Source organism: Variimorphobacter saccharofermentans (assembly GCF_014174405.1).
GTDB lineage: Bacteria > Bacillota > Clostridia > Lachnospirales > Lachnospiraceae > Mobilitalea > Mobilitalea saccharofermentans.
Window position 1 is genome coordinate 1416528 of sequence record NZ_JACEGA010000001.1, and the last position, 23997, is coordinate 1440524.

Here is a 23997-nt window from a genome sequence, read left to right on the forward strand (position 1 = left end):
ATTATACTATATGATTTTGTAGTGTAAGAGAATAAGACGGCGTTATACATTAAGGAGTAGAACAGAATGACATTTACTTTTAGACATACAAAATACGCAAGTTATCTTGGGCTTTTTACGCAGGCAATAGTTAATAATCTGGCACCATTATTATTTGTGACTTTCCAGAGGCAATTCGAGATTTCCTTGGATCGTATTAGTCTCTTGATCGTAATGAATTTTGGTGTTCAGATATTGACGGATTTTCTGTCAGCAAAGTACGTTGATAAAATAGGTTATCGTACCGCAATGATGATAGCTAATATATGTTGCTTTATTGGTTTAATGGGATTGGGGATTTTCCCCATGGTGTTCCCGGATCCATGGCTCGGTTTGGCAACATCAGTTGTAATCAACGCTGTCGGGGGTGGAATTATTGAGGTTGTAGTCAGCCCAGTTGTTGAAGCGTTACCCGGAGATGAGAAAGAATCTGCCATGAGTATGCTACACTCCTTCTATTGCTGGGGACAGGTTAGTGTGGTTCTTCTATCGACTCTTTATTTTAACACAATCGGTATAAACCATTGGAAATATATCGCTATGATCTGGTCGTTAATACCACTGGCGAATGCGTTTTTGTTTATGAAAGTACCTCTGCGGCCATTAGTGGAGGAACATGAGAGGGTACCCCTTCGTAAGCTGTTTACCGTTAAGGTTTTCTGGTTATTATTCATACTGATGATATGCTCAGGAGCATCGGAACTGGCCATGTCTCAGTGGGCTTCTTTATTTGCGGAAGAGGGCCTGAGGGTGTCGAAGACATTCGGAGATTTATTAGGTCCTTGCTTTTTTGCTGTATTAATGGGAATTGCAAGAACGATTTATGGTTTTTACGGTTCTAAAATGGATTTAAAGAAAACGATAGCAGGAAGCAGTATCCTGTGTATGATATGTTATCTGGTGGCGGTGTTTTCTCCCAGCCCTGTTCTTTCTTTATTAGGTTGTGCCGTTTGTGGCTTTTCCGTCGGAATTATGTGGCCAGGAGTCTTCAGTCTGTCTTCGAAAACATATCCACAGGGGGGAACTGCTATGTTTGCAATTCTGGCGCTTGGAGGAGATGCTGGTTGTACCATAGGCCCAGGTATCGTAGGATTAGTAGCCAATATCACGAATAATCTTCACTATGGTCTCCTTACAGCAACGATATTCCCTACCTTACTCGTAATCTGTATGCTGCGTTTCTTAATTAGGAGCAGGTCACATAATAGTTCAGTATAATTTGTGTTAAACTGTATGTGAGTATGAGTTGAATTTACCCATAATGATTTTGCACTTTATCATAATTTTACAGTTTTGACTTATTTTTGCCAATATTAAGAAATATAATAAGGTTTGGAATATTAAGTAAAAGTAAGGACGGTGATCATTATGTTTGGTTATGAATTAATTCGTGCCAAATCATACAAGGCTATAAAAATCATTCTGATGCTATTTCTCTTTGTCGCAATCATACGTACTTCAAGTATCGTGTATGCTAAGGAGGAAGCAGTATATAAGGATGACATTTATTGCTATCAGATAACAAATGAAACCAAGAAAGAAGTAACGCTTATTGGAGTTGAGCTACAGAATGAACAGAAGGAATTAAGTATTCCCGGGAAAGTAACTATTAATGGTGTAGAATATACCGTTCGTAATGTGGATATTAACTTTAGGTACTATACTAATGCAGATTATAAGGATAACTATCGAAAGGTAACAAAACTAAATGTTGAGGAAACCTTCTCCGGAATCATTTCATCACCGGTCTATGTATTCCCTAATGTAACCTGTATAGAATTCTTTGGGAAGACGATATTGCCTGAAAAAGTGGATGTTGAGATAGTAAACAATGATACAAATCTTGACGTTCTGTATCTTGTTCCATCAGGAATGGAGAAAGAGTATGAGAAAGTAATTCATCAGGTCATGAATTATTCGGTTTACTCAGATATATATGAACATAACATTCCGATGACACCAACTATAGCCACTTCTCTTAATGATAATATGGAGTACGGATGTTTTCAGAAGGATGGTTTTATATATCAGGTAACAAAGCCTGCTGGTGAAGGTGTTGGTGAGGTACAGCTGATAGGTATTACGAACATGCTTTATGTTTCCTATGTTTCCTTACCTGATACGGTAACAAACAACGGATACACCTACAGATTGACAAAGCTATGCAAGTTTGGTTTGGTAGGATGCAAAGCAACCGTAGTCATTGTACCGAACAGTGTTACCAAGATGGAATCCGATGTGTTTGGAATTGATGTGGAATTATTATTTCTATCAAAGAACTGTAAGGTTATTCCAAGCAGATTAATTACAGATGAGAATTATGAGAGTAGACTTCGTTTTGTGTACGTTCCGGAAGGGGTTACTACATTATCGGAGGATGCATTCAATTTTACAAACCTGAATAAATCAAGTATTATATTACCAACTTCATTAAAATCCATAGGAAAAAGATCAGTATATGGATGTAAGCTGGTTACATTCTTAAATAAGAAACCAATCGCTAATATTGCCTCAGCAGTTAAGAATGGCACAACCGTTAAAGTGAATCAAACGGCAATCAAAAAATATAAGTCCATTCTAGGAACGAAGATTTCGGTTGTAGCAGCTAAGAATATTACTAAATCGACAAAGCTTAGCATAAATACGACTAGTCTAAAAATGAAGGTATCACAGAAGAAAACATTAAAGGGAAGCCTTACGAAAGGGTCCAACGAAACGATTTACTGGCTTTCTTCCGACAATGATATCCTTGAGGTATCTGATAAAGGTGTCATTAAGACAAAAAGTAAGGGTACCGCATATGTCGTTGCATATACAAGAACCTCAGGACTTCGTAAAGTGGTTAAGGTAACAGTTACGAACTAAAAGCTTATTATAGGACATTCTACTGGGATGAATATAATCCTTGTAGAATGTCTTTTTTATCGTATATGATTTAGGTAACAAAAGTCAATAAAACACCTATACAATATAGAGTACTTTATATTACCAATCTTGACATTATATAGAATGTTATATATAATATAGCCTATGATTTGAGCGAAAGACTAAATGCCAAAGTGTATATATTAAGGCCTTAGCTCAATTTTTTTAAATTTAATATCAGGAATATGTGAGAAGTCTAAGATTCCACACGGATGTTTGCTTTGTATAATTTATGATAACTTATGTCTTATTAGTTAATAGGAGAGTAAGCACCTATTCCTAGAAAAGGGAGGATGAATTTATGAAAAAGTTATTTGCTGTATTATGTACTGTACTTTTAGCTAGTGCGCTGTTGACTGGTTGTGGCACGAAAGATAAGAAAGATACCAACAAAGCGGCTAGCGATAAGAAGTGGATTGTAGCTACAGATACTGTGTTTAAGCCATTTGAGTATACGAATGAGAATAATGATTTTGTAGGTATTGATGTGGATTTACTGGCTGCAATCGCAGAGGATCAGGGCTTCCAGTATGAGTTACAAAGCCTTGGATGGGATGCTGCAGTGGCAGCTGTTCAGGCAGGTCAGGCTGATGCTATTATGGCAGGCGCAACAATCAAGCAGGAACGTATCGATTCTGGCTGGATTTTCTCAGATGGATATTTTGATGCAACACAGACCTTTGTTGTAGCTGCTGATAGTGATATAACTAGCTTTGAGGATTTAAGAGGTAAAAACGTTGCAGTAAAGAATGCAACAGCTGGAGCGGACTTTGCAAACAGCCTGAAAGATGAATATGGATTCACAGTTACCGTATTTGAAGATTCCCCTACAATGTACCAGGATGTAATTCTTGGAAATAGTGCTGCATGTGTGGAAGATACTCCAATCATGGCCGCTTCCATTAAGGAAGGAGACCTTAAGCTGAAAATACCGGAGGGCATGGAAAGTGAAGGCGCACCTTACGGTTTTGCAATCATGGATAAGGCTGATCAGGAATTACTGGATATGTTCAATGCAGGTCTTGCTAATATTAAAGCTAACGGAACCTATGATGAGATCCTGAATAAATATTTGAAATAATAGTGTACTTATTTTATGGACGTGGGAGACCTGAATAGGTTGCTCACGTTCTTATTCTCAGGCCGTATGAGATACGTAATATGAAGGGGAAGGTAAGCAATGATAACAATAATTCAAACCTATGGTTCGATGCTTCTGGGAGCATTGGGCAAGACTTTGCTACTCACACTATTATCCTTGTTTTTTGCAATGATAATAGGATTGATTTTTTCATTAATGAATGTTGGGAAGAATCGGTTCCTGAACTTTATTGGAGTTGTATATGTTGATGGTGTTCGCGGTGTTCCACTTATCGTATTGGCGTATTTTATTTATTTTGGCCTACCGGCAGGAATAAAGATGCTTGGAGCACAGGATTTTAGATTAACGGCATTACAAGCCGGAACGATAGCTCTTGCCATGAACTGTGGCGCTTATATGGCGGAAATAATTCGTGCGGGTATTGAAAGTGTTGATAAGGGACAGATGGAAGCCAGTAGAAGTCTTGGATTGAATTATCGTCTGAGCATGCAGACAATTGTACTACCGCAAGCGATTCGAACCATGATTCCTTCCATCATCAACCAGTTTATTATTACCTTAAAAGATACCTCCATATTATCTGTTATTGGATTCCCGGAATTAACCAATATGGGGAAAACTATTAGTGGTAACACGTTCAAGAGCCTGGAGACCTGGGCAATTGTTGGTGTAATGTATATGGTAGTAATCATAACCTTAAGTAAGGTTGCGAAAAGGGTTGAAAGGAGGATGAGCCGTGGAAGATAGAAAGACTATGATTCATGTAAAGAATTTGAAGAAAAGCTTTGGCTCCCTGGAAGTACTAAAAGATATTAGTATTGATATTTCCGAAGGCGAAGTAGTAGTATTACTGGGACCTTCCGGAAGCGGTAAATCTACCTTTCTCCGTTGTTTGAATCAATTAGAAATGGCTACTAGCGGAACGATTGTAGTTGATGGAAACCATGTCACCAGCAAGCATACCGATATTAATAAGGTACGTGAGAACATCGGCATGGTATTTCAGCATTTTAATCTATTTCCACACAAAACCGTTTTGCAGAATATCACTCATGCACCGATTAAGCTTAAGAAAATGACAAAGGACGAGGCAAAAGATAAGGCAATGCAATTACTTAGGCGTGTTGGAATGGAGTCGAAAGCGGATGTTTATCCGTCGCAGCTCTCGGGAGGACAAAAGCAGCGTGTGGCAATTGCAAGAGCACTTGCGATGAATCCGGACGTTATGCTTTTTGATGAACCTACATCTGCCTTGGATCCAGAAATGGTAGGTGAAGTACTTGCGGTCATGCAGGAACTGGTTGCAGATGGTATGACGATGGTGGTTGTAACACATGAAATTGGTTTTGCCAGGGAAGTAGCGGATCGGATCGTATTCATGGATGGGGGCTATATCGTCGAGCAGGGAACGCCAGAAGAAATAATCTTACATCCTAAGGAAGACAGAACAATTGATTTCTTAAATAAGGTTTTATAATCGGCTTTGGAGGGAAGTTCAATGAAAAAGATTATTACCATTAGCCGTGAATTTGGTGCCGGCGGAGGAGAGATAGGGCGAAATGTAGCGAAGGCTCTGAATTACGAATATTTCGATAAAGAGATAATTCTAAAGACTGCCAGAGAATACAATATTGATGTGAATAGCCTATTGAGATGGGATGAAAAGGTTCCGATGGATTTTGGGTTTGCTCAAAGCCTGTTTGATTTTTATAATAAGCCGTTAAGCGAAAAACTATTTGATGCCCAGAAACAAGTGATTAAACGGATTGGTGAAGCCGGTAATTGTGTTATTGTCGGACGTAATGCCAATACCATACTTAAGGAATTTGATTACGGACTTCATATATTCATCCATGCGGACCCTGGTTGGCGTCTGGAACGGATGAAGGCGAAAATGCCAGATGCGACTGAAGCAAAAATTAGTGAGGAAATGAGTAGGATAGATAAAATGCGCAGAAAATTCTGCTTTTACTATACTAATACGGAATTCGGGGTGGCAGATTATTATGATCTATGCCTGAATACATCAAAGCTTGGAATTGATGCCTGTGTGGATATCATATGTCACATTGCGAATCAATAATAGGAGTGATACTCCTGAATACTAATACCAGCATAAGAATACTGGCTGTTGTAAGATGAAGCCGCGGGATATTATGTTAAGTAATAATCCCTGACACTCATTTGACAACAGCCATTTTTAGATTATCGTATAAAATCGCATTGCTCCTATGTTTCATCTTGTATCAATCACTTTTTAAGAGCATTCGTTTGTATATTACTCATTTTCTGACAATTCTTCAAGTAAGCCAAGAATCTTTGGCGTACAGCGACGACCACCACAGGGTCCAGAACCGGCTCCGGTTGCCTTTTGCACTTCCTGTATTGATGTGGCACCCTCTCGAATTACTTTTTTTATAGTGGATCGGGGGATTCCCTTGCATATACATACCTTTGTCATCTTATCCAGAATTTCTGAATTTAAATCTGTGTTATCCATATACGTTCTCCTATTCTTGTATGAGGAATAGATACCTGTTAAATTCGCATCCTCTATGTTCCGTGTTATCATTCAAATCCAATATTAAGATTAATATGTATGAAGTAAGTTATCTGGCTTATAAAGATTACTCCTATTATTTTACCTCTTTCTTATGTTTTTATCCAGTGTTATCATCCAATTATTGAATATACATGATTTATTGAAGTTCTAGAAGCTCCGTACTATAGGGAGAATATTATCTGGATTCGTATCAGAAATTATGCTAATATAACTTAGTAGATCAATGAATTTTAATAGACGTACGAGGATGCTAACCCGATTTATATATGAAAGGAACTTAACATGGAGAGACAGGTTCGACTCGAAGAGATTTCTGATGGAAGAAAATATGGTTTGAATGATATGGTCAGAGCAGATTGTAATGGTTGTGAAGGATGCTCTGCATGCTGTCAGGGTATGGGGAATTCTATAACACTCGATCCCCTGGATATCTACAATTTAACCATCAACCTAAATATGACCTTCGAGGAGTTTTTGGCTGATAGAATTGAGTTAAGTGTAATAGATGGAATCATTCTGCCACATTTAAAAATGGTAGGTCATCAGGAGCGCTGCGTGTTCCTAAATGAGAAAGGCAGATGTGATATTCATGCGTTCCGACCGGGTATCTGTAGGTTATTTCCCCTTGGCAGGTGTTATGATGAGAATAACCTGTACTATATTCTGCAAATCCATGAATGTAAAAAAAGTACGAAATCAAAAGTAAAAGTCCAAAAGTGGATCGATATTCCTGATATTAAGAAAAATGAGCAGTTTATTTTAGAATGGCATAATTTAATGAAACGAGCAAGGAATATTATAGCGCAGGTAAATAATAATAAAATGAAAGAGCTGAATATGTTTCTGTTAAATACATTCTTTGTTACGCCATACGATCCCCAGACAGATTTTTATTCTCAGTTTCATGAGCGGCATAAAATGGCTCTGAGAAATGTGAATAATAGTTAGTTTATGATGATTAAGAATACGATTAAGACAGGAGGATTTAAAGGATGAAGAATCCAATTATTTGGTCAGACTTTCCGGACCCTGATGTTATTCGAGTGGAGGATACCTATTATATGATCAGCACCACCATGCATTTTATGCCGGGTGGTGTTATAATGCGATCATACGATTTGGTACACTGGGAGATCGTCAGCTATGTGTTTGATAAACTGGACAGCACCCCCGAACAGAAGCTGGAAGGAAAGCATGGCATTTACGGAAAAGGAATGTGGGCAGCATCTCTACGATATCATAAAGGGATGTATTACGTAGTGTTTGTAGCAAACGATACCGGAAAGACCTACTTGTATCAATCGGAAGATATTATGGGACCATGGCGGAAGCAGAATATAGAAGGCTTTTATCATGATTGTTCAATCTTGTTCGATGATGATGACAGAGTCTACATAGTATATGGAAATACACAGATTCATCTGACAGAATTGAAGTCAGATCTTACTGGCCCGAAACCAGGCGGACTAAACCGTATTATTATTACTGATAATAATGATGTCGATTTAGGCTATGAAGGGTCACATTTATATAAAATTAATGGGAAATACTATATTTTTATGATACACTGGCTTTCCACAGGATCAAAGAGAAGAACAGAAAGCTGTTATGTATCCGACTCTCTGGAAGGGGAATTTATCGGAAAAGATGTAGTGGATGATGATATGAATTACCACAATTCAGGTGTTGCTCAGGGTGGAATAGTCGACACACCGGACGGAGAGTGGTATGCTATGTTATTCCAGGATCATGGAGCGGTAGGACGTATTCCTGTCTTAATTCCTGTTCATTGGGAAGATGATTTCCCTGTATTCGGAGAAAATGGCAAAGTGCCAATTGAAGTGGATGTAAGAAGTAGCCGTCCTAATTACGAGTATGAGCCATTGATGAGCAGTGATGATTTTCACTATATCCCCGATAAAGAGGGAAGAGTCAGTTTAAAGAAAGTATGGCAGTGGAATCATGAACCGATTCACCAGCTATGGTCTGTAACCGAGAGACCCGGGGCATATCGCATTTATTCAGGAAAGCTAAGTTCCAATGTTCAGCTCGCTCAAAATACCTTGACTCAACGTATGTTCGGCCCTGAGTGTGAGGCGATGGTAACCGTGGATGGCAGTGCCTTAAGAGATGGAGATTTTGCGGGAATATGCGCATTACAGGGATGCTATGGATGGATTGCGTTAACGAAGGAGAACGGAGCATATTATCTGGTTATGCGTGCTAAGGAATTAGATCCAGCGGATGGTATCTGGGGTAATCCTGAGGGGGATCAGAATCCGGGTGTAGAATTCGGAAGAGTTCCTTTGGATACTAATCGGATAAGGCTTAAGCTTAGAGCCAATTTTGTGGACAATATTGATGAAGTGAACTTTTACTACGAGAAGGACGGAGAATGGCTAAAGCTAGGAATTACACATAAGCTCTATTTCCGTTTGGATCACTTTGTCGGCTGCCGGGTTGGATTATTCCTGTTTTCTACCAATGAAACAGGGGGTATGGCGGAATTCGAGGATTTTGCTTATAACATTATATAATTTGAAGCATTAACAGTGCAATGGAGAATGACATGATTAACAGTGAGATAATTGAAATCAGAAAGCAATTCAAGCATGAAAACTGCGCCATCACAAAGGTAAGCGGTTGTTATGTGGATGGAGAGAAAGTAATTAAAACAAAGTTTACCGAATCCTTTCTTTGTCTTCCGGAGGAAGAAACCTTCAAATATTTTGAAATATTTAAGAAAACCTTATCTGGTACAATCGGCAAGAACCTAATTAATATGGATTTTCCGACGGAGACTGAATTTAATGGTGGTACCCAGGAGTTCCTTCTTAAACTAAGAGACAGTGAGTTGAAGGACGAAACCCTTTTGGATGAGTTTTATGATAAGGTAATTCAAATGTATGATTATACTGGGAATTATTTGATATTACTATTATATGCTGCCTATGATGTTCCCGGTAAAACAGGTGATAGAATAATGATGGACGATGCATCGGAGGAAGTTTACCGCTATATTCTGTGTAGTATCTGTCCCGTGAATCTTTCAAAGCCGGGATTAAGCTACCATGAGGATACGAACCAAATTCAAAAACGAATTCAGGACTGGGTAGTTGGAATGCCTAATAATGGCTTCCTATTCCCTGCATTTAATGATCGTAGCACAGATATACATAGTATATTATATTACTCAAAGGATTCAGAGGAATTACATGACGACTTTATTAACCAGCTACTGGGATGTGAAGTTCCTTTATCAGCCGGAGGCCAGAAGGAAACCTTTCAGACCCTAATAAAGGAGACTCTCGGAGATGAATGTGAGTATGAGATTGTGAAAAACATTCATGAAAAGCTGAATGAAATCATTGTGGAACACAAGGAAAAGGAAATACCCGAACCGTTGGTCTTAGATAAAACAGAAGTGAAGAGTATATTTGCAGAAAGTGGAGTTGAGGAAGACAAATTAGAAGAGTTCGATAAAAACTTTGATAAAGTAACAGGAGAAAATGTATCTTTATTGGCTGCAAATGTAACAAACACAAGAGTGTTTGAAGTGAAGACGCCTGATGTGATTATTAAAGTAAATCCGGATCGAACGGAATTAGTGGAGACAAAAATAGTAGATGGTCGCAGATGTCTGGTAATTGAGATTACCGATCAGGTAGAGGTCAATGGTATTTCGGTGAAAACCAGCTGTAATAGTAGAGTAGATTAATTACATAATATCGATACAATTCATAATGATATAATTCATAATAATATAATTCATAATAATATAATGCTGACAAGATAAGTGGTACTATCCTATTTCATAACAGGATCTTAATATATGAATATATATTCTGATCATTTCTTATGAGATAGGATGGTACTACTTTTTATTTACTTTGCACGTTTTTCCTTTACTTTATTTCTCTAGACGGCATTTCAGAGGGGATCACCGGTGTGGCAATCGAAGGATCGGGTTGTCCGATTTCTGGGCTATTGCCGATTTCATTTCTTGAAGGGGTATCACCATTCACTGAATTATGAGTACTTGAACCTTTTTTAGGGGTGGCTTTACTTTCTTTCATATGATTATTCATCTAGTATTCCTAACCTTTCTGATGTAATATTCTTTGATATACCTGTGGGAGTATGGAACTTCACAGTTATTCCTATTGTTTACAAATTTCCTGATAATATTCATATGCAACTGTCATTAGATGCACTAGCACAATATTAGATATATTAAAAGCATTTAATATAAATGTAATAATAATTAAAAAAGCAGTAACAAATATGATGTCTTATCTATAATCATAAATTAAGTATTTTTACCAATTATATAGGGGAGGTGCTATTATCGTTATTGCTTATCAAGGCCCGTATTAGCAATGGTTTCTATGTAATAATCAATTAAACTATCATATTTGAACAATGGTAAATAATTTTCTATATATTGGAAAAAAGTCGGAAAGAGATGTGAAATCCACCAGTATCTAACTATTGAACCCCTATACCGTCTGTGTTAGTCTAAGGGAGCAGCAGATAGTTACCAAAAAGGAGGTACACAATATGAAACGATTTATATTAACATCGCTATGTACACTAGGATTGTCACTACTGGGTGCATTTGGTGCAAACCAAAATCGAATAGATTTTCATAAGGAAATGAGCACAAATAACAACACTACAAGCGTAGAACAAAATGTTACAAATCCTATAGAAGAGACAGTTGTCCCAAATGACAATATAAATACAGTCGAAGAAAACACATCCACAGCTACAGCCAATGTAAATGAGGCCACCCCTCAAAATGTGGAGCAAAAAAATACAGAGGCAGCAGTGATCAATGATGCTGCAACAGATAACATGGTTAATGAAAGAAGCAAGACAGATAGCACAGCTATAAATGATTTAGATAATGCAGAATTCAAAGATGACGATAAGTCAGAGAGCAAGAGTACAGAGGCGGATGAGGATAAAATTCCATATACAGAAGAGAGGAATGTAACGAATCAGTCGGCGGTAAAAAAGGAAAAAGAAGCTGTGATTGATCAAAAGGTGATCAAGAACGAACAGATATATATATATAAGAATGTAGACTTGTCACAGTGTGATTCAGTCAATGAAGTTGTGAGTAAATTACAGAAGAATGGATATTCCAATATAACTAAGGGCAATATCCAGAATATAAAAGGACTAGAAGAGATATTAAATATGATCCAGGGATCCGGGTCTAAGAATAACACACAATCTACTCCCACAGCAAAACCGGAACCTACTTCAAAGCCTGCACCTACAACAAAGCCTGCACCTACAACAAAACCGGCACCTACAACAAAGCCGACACCTACTACAGTACCGGCTCCGACAAAGAAACCGGAAGCGACGAAGCCTACCACCAAGCCTGCTCCTACGACTGCGCCTTCATCAAATACAAGCAATTATGCCAATGAGGTATTACGTTTAGTAAATCAGGAACGTGCAAACGCAGGTTTATCAGCGTTAACCACGAACTCAACAATAACCTCAGCAGCCAATAAACGTGCACAGGAAATTGTGCAGTCCTTCTCCCATACAAGACCGAACGGTACAAGCTTTTCAACTGTATTAAAAGAATATGGGGTGTCCTATAGGACCTCCGGTGAGAATATCGCATATGGACAGAAATCTCCTCAGGAAGTTGTAACTGGATGGATGAATTCTCCAGGTCATAGAGCCAATATTCTGAATGCAAACTTTAATACGATCGGTATCGGGGTTTATCAGAAGAACGGAACCATCTACTGGACACAGTTATTCACGAATTAATCATAAATAAATTTGTGTAGATATCGGAATTACTAGGAAGCAAGTGAGCATATAACTAACTGCCCACTTGCTTCTTTACATAACAGGATAACCATATATTACCATTTGGTTTGGCATAAAATGTTATGGTTATACATAAACTGTCGAACACTTATATTTGATTATTTGAGAAAAATAAGTTAATATATGAATTGTAAATAAATGGATATTATAACACTTGCCAAATATAATGTAGAGACACAGAGGATGTTGAATAGATGAAAGATATGAAAGCTAAGTATCATGAATTGATTCGAAAATACGAAAAAAGAATTACTGTTAGCAATATTCTAGTACTATACCGGTATTTATCCTTTGTGGTAACCTTGTTGTTCTATTATATCACAGCACCTCAAAAGGATATTGCTCATCGACTTGTGATTATTGCAGGTATGGTACTGGCTTATATTACATTAACTCTTCTTTATTTTAACAATCGATCCAATAAGACTAGAATCTTCATACTTGGTATAGTGGAAACAATTGAAAACAGTATTATCATTGTCATTTCTGGTGGATTTGCCAGCCCATTTCTATGGTTTTATATAAGTTCCGTTTTTATTGCAGCAGTTGAATTATCCCATTTAACTGCTGTGATTTTTGCAGGTGTATACTTTGTCTCGGCAATTGTATCAACTTTATATGTATTTGCACCAAACCATAACTATGATTTGATACGGTTGTACCTTAATACAGCAATAAGCTATATCATGGTGGTGGAAGGTATACTTCAGCTAATTCGTTATGCAGTTAAGGTGGAAGATAAAACGGATATCTTATCAACGATCAACATGGAATTAAAGGAAGCAAAGCTAAAGGTTGAAAAGACATTAAAGTACTGTATCGAAATATATGAGACAGTTAATATTTTCAACCTTCACAAGAATGATAACATACTTCAGGAATTAACCAGTCATATGAAGTATTTAACCGGTGTGGAGCAAATTCTGTTTATCCGTCTGACTCCAAATGAAAAAAGGGGTACCTATACGGCTTGCGGACTGAAAGAAGAAGAGGAAGAGAAAATTGTTTTATATACCATGGATTTATTGGAACGAGAATCGGAGGAACATACTTCAGGCTATTATCGCTTTGATGATAAGATACTTTCAATTCATTTTGTGATGTACGATGACGATCCCTGCGGGGTATTTGTATTAGTGTCAAACGTAAAGTGGAACATATATAAATACGAACAGGGGGAAAGGCAATTTATCAATACGAAGGAAGAAATCTTCGATCAGAATCGGGTAATGCCTATTTTTATGAAGATTGCAGGAATTATTGTTAAAAGGTTAGAAATTGACGAAATGGAAGAACAGCTATTGATCAGTGAAGAGCAAAACCGAATTGCTAATGAAATTCATGATATTGCTCTTCAAAAGCTATTTGCAATTTCCTGTAAACTTTATGTCCTAAGTGCAGCGAATCAGAATATGGAACTGCAGAATTTAAAAAAAGAATTATTTGATGTGAAGCAATCCATTGATATTACCATGAAGGAGCTTCGAGAAGCAATATACGGATTTTCGTGGGATAAACAGGGAGTGGATACCTTTAGGATTAAGCTTGAGAAGTATACTGAGGATATACGTACCTTACATGGGGTAGAAGCATATACCGTAATAGAAGGCGATACACAAAAGATTACAGCTAACCGTAAAAATGGCTTATATCGTGTGATATGTGAAGCTATGAATAATGCGGTTAGGCATGGAAAAGCAAGACATATTAACGTAAAAATAGTAATCGATAATTCATGTGCTGACATACGGATAACTGATGATGGAACTGGATTTGACTACAATGATTATATGCATAAGGATGATAAGGGTCTTGGACTTAGCAATATCTATCGCATTGTAGATTTATTGAATGGACATGTAGAAATAAATACTCAGATCATGGGAGGCACAGAAATAATTATGTCCATTCCCTGCAGATCCGCAGCTTAATATCAATTATCAATAAGAGCACTTGAATGAAAACACAGCTTGTAGATGGGGGATGATGACAATATGAATATACTTGTTGTGGATGATCATCCGTTAGTACGGAGAGGAATTATTGAAATATTAGCAATGGAAATGACCGAAAATGAGATTAAAGAGGCAGATACCATTGAAGGTGCAATGAGAATTTTAAGAATGCATCCAATCAATATGCTGATTATTGACTTGCATCTGGGAAATGAAAATGGGTTTGATCTCATTGAAAAAGCAAGATTAAATAGTACAAAGTATAAATATGTTATATTGACCTCTTCTAATAATTATCTGGATTTTAAGAGAGCGAGACAGATGGAGGTTGATGGTTATATTTTAAAGGATGCTTTTGTGGAGGACATTCTTTATGCGATCAAAGTGATTCATCGTGGAGAAAGATACTATTCACCGCAACTTGTCAACAAATCATTTTGTAATGAACCAAAGGAGATACAGACTTTGACGGAACGAGAGAAGGAGGTTTTATCTCAATTAAGCAAAGGATTTACTAATCTGCAGATCAGTGATGCACTTTTTATATCGGAAGGAACAGCCAAAAAGCATGTCAGCAACATATTGGGAAAGCTGAATCTGAGAAACCGTACAGAAGCAGTTCTCTTTGCACGAAATCTATATGGGGTTAATCGGAGATAGAAAGAATTGAATTGCTAATTGGTATAATGCGGCTGAAAGTCATCACACATCAACAAGAATGCCTTAGGCAGAATGGAGGAAGAATGAGAAGAAAGAAATATCATAGAGCAATACTATTTTGCTCTGCATTGATCAGTATATTGAGCATTGGCTTCAGCTATGCGGCGTGGACGAATTCTAACCTGATTGCTACTAAGGTTACAACATCAATACTGGATTTTATATTTTACTCCGATACCATGACTGACTTCTCGGTTGAATTAGTGGATGTGAATGGCGGATACGGATATCCGGTAAGTGCTACGGTTAGTACCAATGGTGGAACCCTCATAGTAGATAATATTCAAGAAGGTGTACTGGATGCAATGATGCGAGGAGAATCCAATTTGGTAATTCGGTATCGTATGGTTGCTTCTGATCCAGAGAAAGGACTTAAGCATGTTTCTCCAGGAATTTATGATTTGGGAAGTATTCCGTTTTATCTATCGGAGGAGGGAGTGCATGCGGAACTGATCACATCACAAGGCAAATATGACGTGGATGTGGAGCAGCTTTCGATTTTTCCGACCTTAATAGAAGGATTTACCGGAACCAATAATGTTACAAATACGGAGGATGCTGTGGTTGGCTATATTACTATCAGCGGAATTCCTATGGGTATGAATAATGATATGGAATTTCATATTTCAAGTATGGAGCTACCAGTGGAGGTAAATGAAGCAATCGAAGAGAATTCTGAAGGAAGTGGTTCACTACAGGTGACCGCTTGTTATGATTTCCACATTCCTTTGCTATTTGATCAATAGTAGATAATCGGGCAAAGCAATAGTCTTGTGGAAAAAATCAAGAAATAATGTTGGATATGTGTATGAATGATAATCCCTAAGTAACAGAAATAACGTATCGTATCGGAGATGCTTTCAGCGGATTATATAATACGCATGAATGGAGGAAAATGTGAAGTTCTGGAAGCAATTAATGATCTTAATTGTAGTTGGATGCATCAGCATAAGCATGGTATCAATTGGCTACGGGTATTGGACCACCCAGATGCAGATACATGGTTCAGCGATACTATCGGCTTCTTATGCGGTGGAGATTAATATAAATAAAGATAATATAAAGATAGGCGAAGGAGAAAACGAAGAAGAAATATTCAGTGAAGAAGAAATATTCAGTGAAGAAGGAAAATTCGATGATGAAGGTAATTTATCTGACTTGCCAAAAATGGAAGTCGATCCATCTCATCCTATAACAGAAGACGGGGAAAATAAGACAGAAGGATTGGTGGAAGAGCAAGAAAGTATAATACAGGATAATCAAAACAATGTGGAATTAATCTCTCCGAAGGAGCAAACAGAAGGTGAAACAGAATCATTGGATCAGGAGGAGACTCCTGCAAATCAGATAGAAGCCCAGAATTAAATCAATCTGATAGGATGGATGAAGTCCCATGATTGGTAAATTATTAGATAGGGAGTAACTACTATGATGATAAATATGATTCATAATAAATATCGACTTATCAGTAATACACTTATGATAAGTACGCTACTAATTGCAACGTTACCCTATACGCCATTAAACCGGTTATATAAGGGAGAGAATTTCTATGGAAGATTTATGCCGTTTCTATGGATTTCTTTTTGTATAATAATCTGGTTTCTTCCAAAGATGCATCCGATTGGAAGAATTAGAAAACGCGACTCTATTTTTTTTGACACGATAGTATGTGCAACCATATTTTTAGCTTCAAGAATCGTTGCAGGATTACTAATCGATAACTTTGGGAAAAGCCCTTATGACTTGAGCATAATGGGGATTTTGGTAAATTTTATTAGGGTAGCACCTGAGTTGATTGCCAAGGAATATACTCGATCATATTGCCTGTGTACCTATTGCAGAAGGGGGGTCAATAAAACCTTTTGGATTGTTACTGTATTAATGGCATTTAGCAATTTAAGTATGGAATCCTTTTATCCTCTAAGCAAGGCAGAGGACTTTATGAAGGTGTTTTCAGAGCATCTGGGACCGGAGCTGAGTATCAGTGTCCTTCTGTCTTACTTTGCATTATATGGGGGAGTTAAGTGTTCATTGCTGTATCTGGGTGTCATGGAAGCGTTTCTAAGAATTTCTCCGGCTATCCCTATTTTGCAATGGATAACAGAAGGGGTGATCAGTATAGCAATCCCGATTGTAGAGGCATTGTACTTGTCAGGAAAGTATGAACAGGAAAGGCAGAAAATACCCATTACGAGAGAAAGTATTTATCAGACCATAAGCTGGACAATAACACTTGGGTTTTCTGTATTGTTGATATGGTTTGTTATAGGTGTATTTCCGATCTATCCCAATATCATTGTAACCGGTAGCATGCGTCCTCTGATTAAGGAGGGAGATGTGATACTAATTGAAAAGATTACAGAAGAACAGGATATCTATAATCTGAAGGAAGGCGATATTATACAGTTTTCCAGAGATGAGGTCATGATTACTCATAGAATTGTGGAAATAGTTGAAGATAAGGTGGGCAATATCAGTTTTCGAACCAAGGGTGATAATAATACTACAGAGGATGTAAGATTGGTATTACCAGCAGAGGTTCGAGGAACCTTGGTAAAGGTTGTACCGAGAGTAGGACTTCCCTCTTTATGGTTGCGAATTATCGATGAAGAACAACCGGATGGAGTTGAGAACTGATATTTAACATCATACCACTTTGGAGTACATAGATACACGAAAGTAGCATTCAAATTCCACTTTCGTGTGATGAAAGTGAATTACTTCAACTGTATAATTATGGAAGGGTTTAATGATAAACCTAATTTTATATTAAAGGAGATATAAGGTATGATGAGAAAACGTTTTATTGTAGGGGTTTTGGTACTTTCCATGTTACTCATGGGAACAGGATATGCTTATTGGACGGATAAATTAGATATCCGTACGACAGCGTCCACAGGAGAATTAAAGGTTAAATTCATGGATTTGTCGCTATATGGACAATATGCAAATCCGGATAATGAAGGTGGATGGTCCATCATTCATGGTATTGATAAAGGTGCTACCCCTGGTTACACCGGTGACTATTACTTCAAAGGAGCTGGCCGTAGTGGCGCTACTTATAACAAAATCGCATCAGATGGTACTTTGGAAGCATATGATAAGTATGTATCCGGTTATACTACTACAACCTTCGATGCTTTGTTAGAGAATAATGTTGAGCAGCTTGGCTCTGAGAAATATGGTCCTGGAAGCTATCCTGCTTCCACTAATTTAGCTGACACCATCAGCATTACATTGGATAAGGTATATCCTGGCTATGCTCAGGTATTCCAGGCTGATATAGCAAACATGGGAACCTTGACTGCAAAACTCAGTGGTATTGTAGCTAAGACAGAAGGTACAATTAATGATGATACATTGAATATGCTTGGTGTTGCACTTCATATTAAAAGAGAATACTGCAGTACCGAGACTGGCCAGCAACAGGGTCATGTTAATGTATTCAAGAGTCTCGCTGAAGGAACTACTATAACAGATAAGGACTTCTTCAGATTGGGTAATGTGGATTTTATCCGCTTAAGTGCTCTTCCTAAATTATATACAGCTACAGATGCGATTGAGAACGAGTTCCTGTATGTTGATCCCGATGACAACAGAATGGATGTATACTTCTCCTTAGCAATGGATCCGGATGCAGAAGGTAAATACACAACTGGTAAGGTTGTAGGTGACCGCACAGTATCGGATAATGCAGATGCTGATACGCAATTAAAATCCGCTTATGTAACAGTAGAATTCTTATGGGATCAATTCAATGTAGATTATGATACCAACAAAGCTTGGAACAATATTTTATCAACAAAGTAGGCACCGACTACTTCTCCTTAGAAGTAAGTCTATAAGATATTCGCTCGGTTAACCGGGAATCTTTATAAAGCAATAAGCAGGTAGAGTAAATCTTTGCCTGCTTGTTGCTGTATGTTACATGAAGAATGGTTTACGATCATAGAAATGCCAACAAAGCCTACAATGCTTTGGCAGAATGGAGATTAATATGAAAAATAAGATACATAAAAAGATGAAACTCAAAACAAGTATAAAATATGGAATAATAATCGGAATTCTTGCTATAGCAGCATATATCGGATTTCGATTGGTTCGTGAACTTACTTCAGATAAAGTGATACAAGAAGAACATACCTTATATCAATATACACTGCAGCCCAAAGCGGACTATCTGGTACATATTAAAGAAAATATAGTATACGATGGAACTATTCAAGGAGAAGGTCTTGAGTATTCCCGCAACCTGTTAGACTATATTGAAGTAAATTTTTCCACCGAATATCAGAGTTCCGATATTGCAGAATTGCAATTAGAGTACCAAATAAATGCCTATGTGAATGGGTATAAATATATAAATGACGGAAAGGCAATTAACTGGTCGAAATTGTTCCCCCTTACTGATAAAAGAAGGGTCGCAGTTTCAGACAGTTATTTATATGAAGAAGCAAAGGTTGAATTTGGGCTGGATGATTATGAAGCCTTTGCCACAGAAGCTAAAATGGTCACTGGAATGAATATTTCCACTGAAGTGGTTGTTTGTATGGAAGGAACATTGAGCATTGTAACTCCCAACGGTAATTTGAGTACACCGGTAGCAAGCTCCATTTCATTGCCCATATTAGAAAGCATTTTTACAATTAATAAAAGTGGAGTTGATCCGGTTAATGATATGATTGTGGATCAGGTTGATGTAACGGTTCCGATCAACTACAAATTGGTAACTTTATTTGCTGTATTATTTTTTATATGTATCATCGCTATTATAATTCTGTTACTTATTACGGAGGCTCCTGGTACCTATGATATCTTAATAGCGAAATCAAGGAAGCTGATTAAAAATTACGGAAGCAGGATGATTGCAATACATAATAAACCAGAACAGAAATTTCGTCAGACCTATGAGCTTAATTCTATCAATGACTTAATAAAAATATCAGATGAAATACAGAAGCCCATTTTTTATCAATACGACGAAATCAGTATTATTGAAGATTTTATGCTTCATGTAATTGATGGGGATAACTTGTATTTATATCATATTTATTAAAAAATTCACATAATGATCATATATAGAGATTATGATAGCAGTTACCTGAAGGGAGCATATCCGGTACGTTATTAGGCATGAATCAGAAAAAGGGGCGATAAATATGGATGAGTTCACCACGTGGGATATCCTTGCACTATCAGAATACAAATATCTGCCATTCTATGATGAAGCACAGGAAAAGGAGTACCTTAGGTATCACAAGTTGCATAAACACTGCAATTGGATTGAGGCTATTACTTATGTAAATATTGGCCTATTGGAGGAGTTTTATTCAAATATTACTCTAATATCGAATCCGGATAACCCGCTTGTTCTGGTAAATAAGTACAGGCAGTTACCATCAGAATATACACCATGTGATCTGGAGCCGATCGATGTCCAATTTAATCCGCAGGGATTACTCCTGAGAAGGGATGCCAGAATCGCGTTTGAGGATATGTGTAGTGGAGCAGCTAAAGAAGGACTTCATTTGGAAGCAATCTCAACCTTTCGCAGCTTTTCATATCAGAATAAGGTATATCTTAAAAATAAGCTTCCTGATATGAATATGGAGGATTACCAAAGAGAGAGGGATAAGGTATCTGCCAGGGCTGGTCATAGTGAACATCAAACAGGTCTGGCGGTGGATATCAATGATTTAGAGCAAACCTTTGAAAACACACCAGAGGGAAGATGGCTGGCAGATCATGCACACTGGTATGGGTTTATACTCAGATATCCGAAAGGCAGGGAACGTATTACTGGCTATGATTATGAGCCGTGGCATTTTCGATATCTGGGTAAAGAACTGGCGAAAGCGGTGCACCAAAGTAATTTGACTTATGATGAGTATTACATTAGGTATCTACATTCCTTCTAATAGATTACGTCCCTCATGTTTAATATACTATGGTATTTAAAAGATTTATTTCAAGAAATAATTGGAAAATTTAGCATTTCCTATTGACAATTGATAAAATTAGGACTATTTTTAGTATATAGTACTTTAGTACTAGGAAAAGTAAATAGATGGTTATTTTCCGGCGCAAGTCATTACCAGCAATACTAACACAGACAGTATAATTTGAAGCAAAATTCGGACAAGTGGAGGTAATTATATGGGAAATGAAAGTATACTTGGAAAGCTCCTTACGATTGTTTCATTTATCATCATGGTACTTGTTAATATTCTGGCTAACATTCTGCCGATTAACAACATGAGAACAATGGAACTCTATGAGTCATATCCGAATCTGTTTATGCCGGCATCCTATACCTATATCATTTGGATTCCTCTTTCTCTCTTGCTTTGTGCCTTTTCTATTTATCAATTTAATGGGAAACTTCAGTCTAGAATAGCTCCAGAAGTATTCATGAATATTCGAATTATGTTTTCGCTATCCTCGTTATGCAACGTGGCATGGGTTTTTGCCTGGCATTACGATTTTATTGCACTTTCAGTTGTACTAGTGGCGGGCATGCTGGGATGTATGACATACATAGGAGTAACACTTACAAATGAAGTATATAGCATTAAAGATTATATTTTTATCCGTATACCCTTTGGAATCTATAGAGCATGGCTTACAATTGCCACAATTATGAATATAACAGTCCTCTTGGTTAGCATACGATGGCAGGGATTTGGCCTTTCGGAGTCGCTATGGACAATAATTATATTGGTTATGACACTTCTGGTTGTATCTTTAAGAATTGTTAAGTTTCAAGATATCGCTTATTGCTTAACCGTTATTTGGTCACTTATCGGTATATTCGTAAATCATTATTCCAAAACTCATTTGAATCGACAGTATCCGGAGATCATGATTGCTCTGGTTATCATAATAATAGTTATGATGGTTGAGACCGGATATCTTATCATCTATAAGAAGAAAAACAGATAATCCTATAAATAGTTTAATCATCCAATCTAGGTCTTGTAGGGTCACAATCAGGCTTTCTGATATTATGGGTGTTCTTGGATAGATTCCAGATGTAATAGCATTCTTCTCGAACCATATGATCTGCCATAAGTGGCATTAATGTGCCCAAAATCCGCCCATCCATTCTTTGATCCCGAATGGTTTCTAAATATTCTTTAAAACTGTCTATTACGATCACAACCTGTTCAGTGAAACGGTTTAAAGCAGGAAATTCATGTAATTGAGTTCTAAGATATCCATTCATTTGCAGAGATTTCATATACAGGTCTTGAAACTCTATCTCATATCGGATAGCCTTATCGATCAGATCCTTTTCCACCAAATCCAGCTCCGATGCAAGGGTAGCAGCATGACCAACTGCATCAGTTAGCCATAGCATATGATAATGAAGCGGATGCAGTATAGGGCTTTCGCCATTCATAAATGAGTTCAGAATAAACAAGTATTCTTCTAATTCATTTAGCATATCATTATAAAACGAAGGTGACATATGAGATTTTAACTCAGAATTTAACGTCATGGAAAGAAGTTCGATAATAAATTCTCTTAATCGATAAGTAGCTTCGTATGCTTTGCGATTTAAGCTATCCAATTCGGAGTCTGATGACTGTTTATGTGACTGCTCCAGGAGCTGATCAAAAAGACGGATAAATTCCTGCGAAATCAGTATGTACTCCGACTCCGAGGGTGCGAGAGTTGTAAAAATGAATCTGGCGTGATCCCCCATAATCTGCAACCAGAATCTATGCTCGAACAGAGCAGTATCTATTTCATATGATTTTTTCAATTGTAACCTCCTGTCACATTTGTTTTTAATAATATATGCAGTAGGTTTAAGAAATAGATTAAGAATTGAATTCGAAAGATAATGCCTCGGTATTGCTTTAACTTCGGAAACCACGTCCAATAATTTCACTAGTATTTGTGATTAGTATAAAAGCATCCGGATCTACTTGTTTAATGAACTTTCGAAGATGAACCGCCTGATATTGGTTCATGACTGCTAGTATGATTTTCTTATCTTTATCGGCAAAGGCTCCTTTGGCGTCAAATATTGTGGCGCTCCGATGAATATTATGAAGAATATAATCACAGATGGGCTTTGGATTTTCGCATATTATGGTAAAATATTTATTTAAGTTCAGGTTTTCAATTATGGTATCAACCAGGGTTGACTTTAGAAGCAATCCTAATATTGAGAAAAAGCCAGTGGTTAGATCGAATACAAGGAAGGTCATAATCGTAAACAGAAAATCACTGATTAGTAACGAGCGGCCGATGTCGATATTAGTATATTTCTTTAATATCATAGCGATAATATCTGTGCCTCCGGTAGAAGCGCCGATATTAAACAGTATAGCTGTTCCTAAGGCTGGGAGAAGTACAGCGAACATTAGCTCAAGCATTGGTTCAGTAGTAAGAGGTTTCTCAAGGGGGAACAGTACTTCCAATATACGAAGTGATACCGATAGGAGAATACTGCCATAGGCAGTGCGGTTTCCAAAGCTTTTTCCGAGAATCAGATAGCCTAAAAGCAATAGGATTAAATTCATAACTAGTACGATGGTTCCTGAACTTATAGCCGGACCAAGAAGCCTACTAAGTATAATTGCAACACCAGTGACACCACCGATGGAAAAATTATTTGGAAACTTAAAAAAGTAAACTCCGATTACGACAAGTGAGACACCTAGAGTGATAAACACATAGTCCTTTATGCTATTTTTCTGAAACAAATTCTGATTCACAGATTTACCTCCGCTCTTTTCCAGACAATATACATCTATATAATTTCTAAGATGCATTCTCTATGTGTTCTTAAGTTGATTCTACAACTGCTCTCTATA

Annotated in this window: 23 protein-coding genes; 19 read left to right on the top strand and 4 right to left on the bottom strand. The window is 37.3% G+C overall.

Annotated features, from left to right (window positions below; all coding sequences use genetic code 11):
• Positions 1–66 precede the first annotated feature (66 nt).
• From H0486_RS06165 to H0486_RS06190, 6 genes are all read left to right on the top strand, one after another.
• The gene (locus tag H0486_RS06165) at positions 67–1257 is read left to right on the top strand and encodes an MFS transporter (RefSeq protein ID WP_228352168.1); all 1191 of its coding nucleotides are present in this window, start codon (positions 67–69) and stop codon (positions 1255–1257) included.
• A 150-nt stretch (positions 1258–1407) separates the two neighbouring features.
• On the top strand, positions 1408–2904 hold the full coding sequence (locus H0486_RS06170; RefSeq protein ID WP_228352169.1) for a leucine-rich repeat protein: 1497 nt from the start codon (positions 1408–1410) through the stop codon (positions 2902–2904).
• 361 nt (positions 2905–3265) lie between these two features.
• Complete coding sequence (locus H0486_RS06175) at positions 3266–4045, top strand: transporter substrate-binding domain-containing protein (protein ID WP_228352170.1); 780 nt, start codon at positions 3266–3268, stop codon at positions 4043–4045.
• A 99-nt stretch (positions 4046–4144) separates the two neighbouring features.
• Positions 4145–4813 (top strand): amino acid ABC transporter permease, encoded by a 669-nt coding sequence (locus H0486_RS06180; RefSeq protein WP_228352171.1) that lies wholly within the window; start codon positions 4145–4147, stop codon positions 4811–4813.
• 7 nt (positions 4814–4820) lie between these two features.
• Positions 4821–5543: an amino acid ABC transporter ATP-binding protein gene (locus tag H0486_RS06185; RefSeq protein WP_228354373.1), complete on the top strand. Its 723-nt coding sequence runs from the start codon at positions 4821–4823 to the stop codon at positions 5541–5543.
• Positions 5544–5564: 21 nt separating this feature from the next.
• Positions 5565–6149 carry a cytidylate kinase-like family protein gene (locus H0486_RS06190; protein WP_228352172.1) on the top strand — a complete coding sequence of 195 codons (585 nt, stop codon included), beginning with the start codon at positions 5565–5567 and terminating at the stop codon, positions 6147–6149.
• Positions 6150–6344: 195 nt separating this feature from the next.
• Here the strand turns inward: H0486_RS06190 and H0486_RS06195 are convergent, their stop codons facing one another.
• On the bottom strand, positions 6345–6566 hold the full coding sequence (locus H0486_RS06195) for a (2Fe-2S)-binding protein (RefSeq protein ID WP_228352173.1): 222 nt from the start codon (positions 6564–6566) through the stop codon (positions 6345–6347).
• Positions 6567–6911: 345 nt separating this feature from the next.
• On the opposite strand from H0486_RS06195, the gene H0486_RS06200 reads away from it, so the two are divergent.
• From H0486_RS06200 to H0486_RS06210, 3 genes are read left to right on the top strand one after another with little or no spacing between them, the layout of a single operon-like run.
• Entirely contained in the window at positions 6912–7577 is a 666-nt protein-coding gene (locus H0486_RS06200) for a YkgJ family cysteine cluster protein (protein WP_228352174.1), read from the top strand.
• A gap of 44 nt (positions 7578–7621) precedes the next feature.
• On the top strand, positions 7622–9166 hold the full coding sequence (locus H0486_RS06205) for a glycoside hydrolase family 43 protein (protein WP_228352175.1): 1545 nt from the start codon (positions 7622–7624) through the stop codon (positions 9164–9166).
• Positions 9167–9198: 32 nt separating this feature from the next.
• Entirely contained in the window at positions 9199–10347 is a 1149-nt protein-coding gene (locus H0486_RS06210; RefSeq protein WP_228352176.1) for a DUF4317 domain-containing protein, read from the top strand.
• 187 nt (positions 10348–10534) lie between these two features.
• On the opposite strand, the gene H0486_RS06215 is transcribed toward H0486_RS06210, so the two are convergent.
• Positions 10535–10717 carry a hypothetical protein gene (locus tag H0486_RS06215; RefSeq protein ID WP_228352177.1) on the bottom strand — a complete coding sequence of 61 codons (183 nt, stop codon included), beginning with the start codon at positions 10715–10717 and terminating at the stop codon, positions 10535–10537.
• Between the two features lie 472 nt (positions 10718–11189).
• Here H0486_RS06215 and H0486_RS18750 point away from each other — a divergent pair, with 472 nt between their 5' ends.
• From H0486_RS18750 to H0486_RS06265, 10 genes are all read left to right on the top strand, one after another.
• Complete coding sequence (locus tag H0486_RS18750) at positions 11190–12428, top strand: CAP domain-containing protein (protein WP_330594446.1); 1239 nt, start codon at positions 11190–11192, stop codon at positions 12426–12428.
• Between the two features lie 257 nt (positions 12429–12685).
• On the top strand, positions 12686–14422 hold the full coding sequence (locus H0486_RS06225) for a sensor histidine kinase (protein ID WP_228352178.1): 1737 nt from the start codon (positions 12686–12688) through the stop codon (positions 14420–14422).
• 63 nt (positions 14423–14485) lie between these two features.
• Positions 14486–15106 carry a LuxR C-terminal-related transcriptional regulator gene (locus H0486_RS06230; RefSeq protein WP_228352179.1) on the top strand — a complete coding sequence of 207 codons (621 nt, stop codon included), beginning with the start codon at positions 14486–14488 and terminating at the stop codon, positions 15104–15106.
• Between the two features lie 83 nt (positions 15107–15189).
• Entirely contained in the window at positions 15190–15912 is a 723-nt protein-coding gene (locus H0486_RS06235; protein ID WP_228352180.1) for a hypothetical protein, read from the top strand.
• Between the two features lie 151 nt (positions 15913–16063).
• Complete coding sequence (locus H0486_RS06240) at positions 16064–16531, top strand: hypothetical protein (RefSeq protein WP_228352181.1); 468 nt, start codon at positions 16064–16066, stop codon at positions 16529–16531.
• A gap of 63 nt (positions 16532–16594) precedes the next feature.
• Positions 16595–17806, top strand: coding sequence for a signal peptidase I (locus H0486_RS06245; RefSeq protein WP_228352182.1), 1212 nt, complete (start codon positions 16595–16597; stop codon positions 17804–17806).
• 150 nt (positions 17807–17956) lie between these two features.
• Positions 17957–18979 (top strand): hypothetical protein, encoded by a 1023-nt coding sequence (locus tag H0486_RS06250; RefSeq protein ID WP_228352183.1) that lies wholly within the window; start codon positions 17957–17959, stop codon positions 18977–18979.
• A 187-nt stretch (positions 18980–19166) separates the two neighbouring features.
• A complete protein-coding gene (locus H0486_RS06255) occupies positions 19167–20225 on the top strand; it encodes a DUF5305 family protein (protein WP_228352184.1) in 1059 nt (352 codons plus the stop codon).
• Positions 20226–20328: 103 nt separating this feature from the next.
• Positions 20329–21087: a M15 family metallopeptidase gene (locus H0486_RS06260; protein ID WP_228352185.1), complete on the top strand. Its 759-nt coding sequence runs from the start codon at positions 20329–20331 to the stop codon at positions 21085–21087.
• A gap of 238 nt (positions 21088–21325) precedes the next feature.
• On the top strand, positions 21326–22111 hold the full coding sequence (locus H0486_RS06265; RefSeq protein ID WP_228352186.1) for a tryptophan-rich sensory protein: 786 nt from the start codon (positions 21326–21328) through the stop codon (positions 22109–22111).
• A gap of 13 nt (positions 22112–22124) precedes the next feature.
• Here the strand turns inward: H0486_RS06265 and H0486_RS06270 are convergent, their stop codons facing one another.
• Both H0486_RS06270 and H0486_RS06275 read right to left on the bottom strand, forming a co-directional pair.
• Positions 22125–22937 carry a DUF2935 domain-containing protein gene (locus tag H0486_RS06270; RefSeq protein WP_228352187.1) on the bottom strand — a complete coding sequence of 271 codons (813 nt, stop codon included), beginning with the start codon at positions 22935–22937 and terminating at the stop codon, positions 22125–22127.
• A 97-nt stretch (positions 22938–23034) separates the two neighbouring features.
• Entirely contained in the window at positions 23035–23898 is an 864-nt protein-coding gene (locus H0486_RS06275) for a YitT family protein (protein ID WP_228352188.1), read from the bottom strand.
• Positions 23899–23997 lie beyond the last annotated feature (99 nt).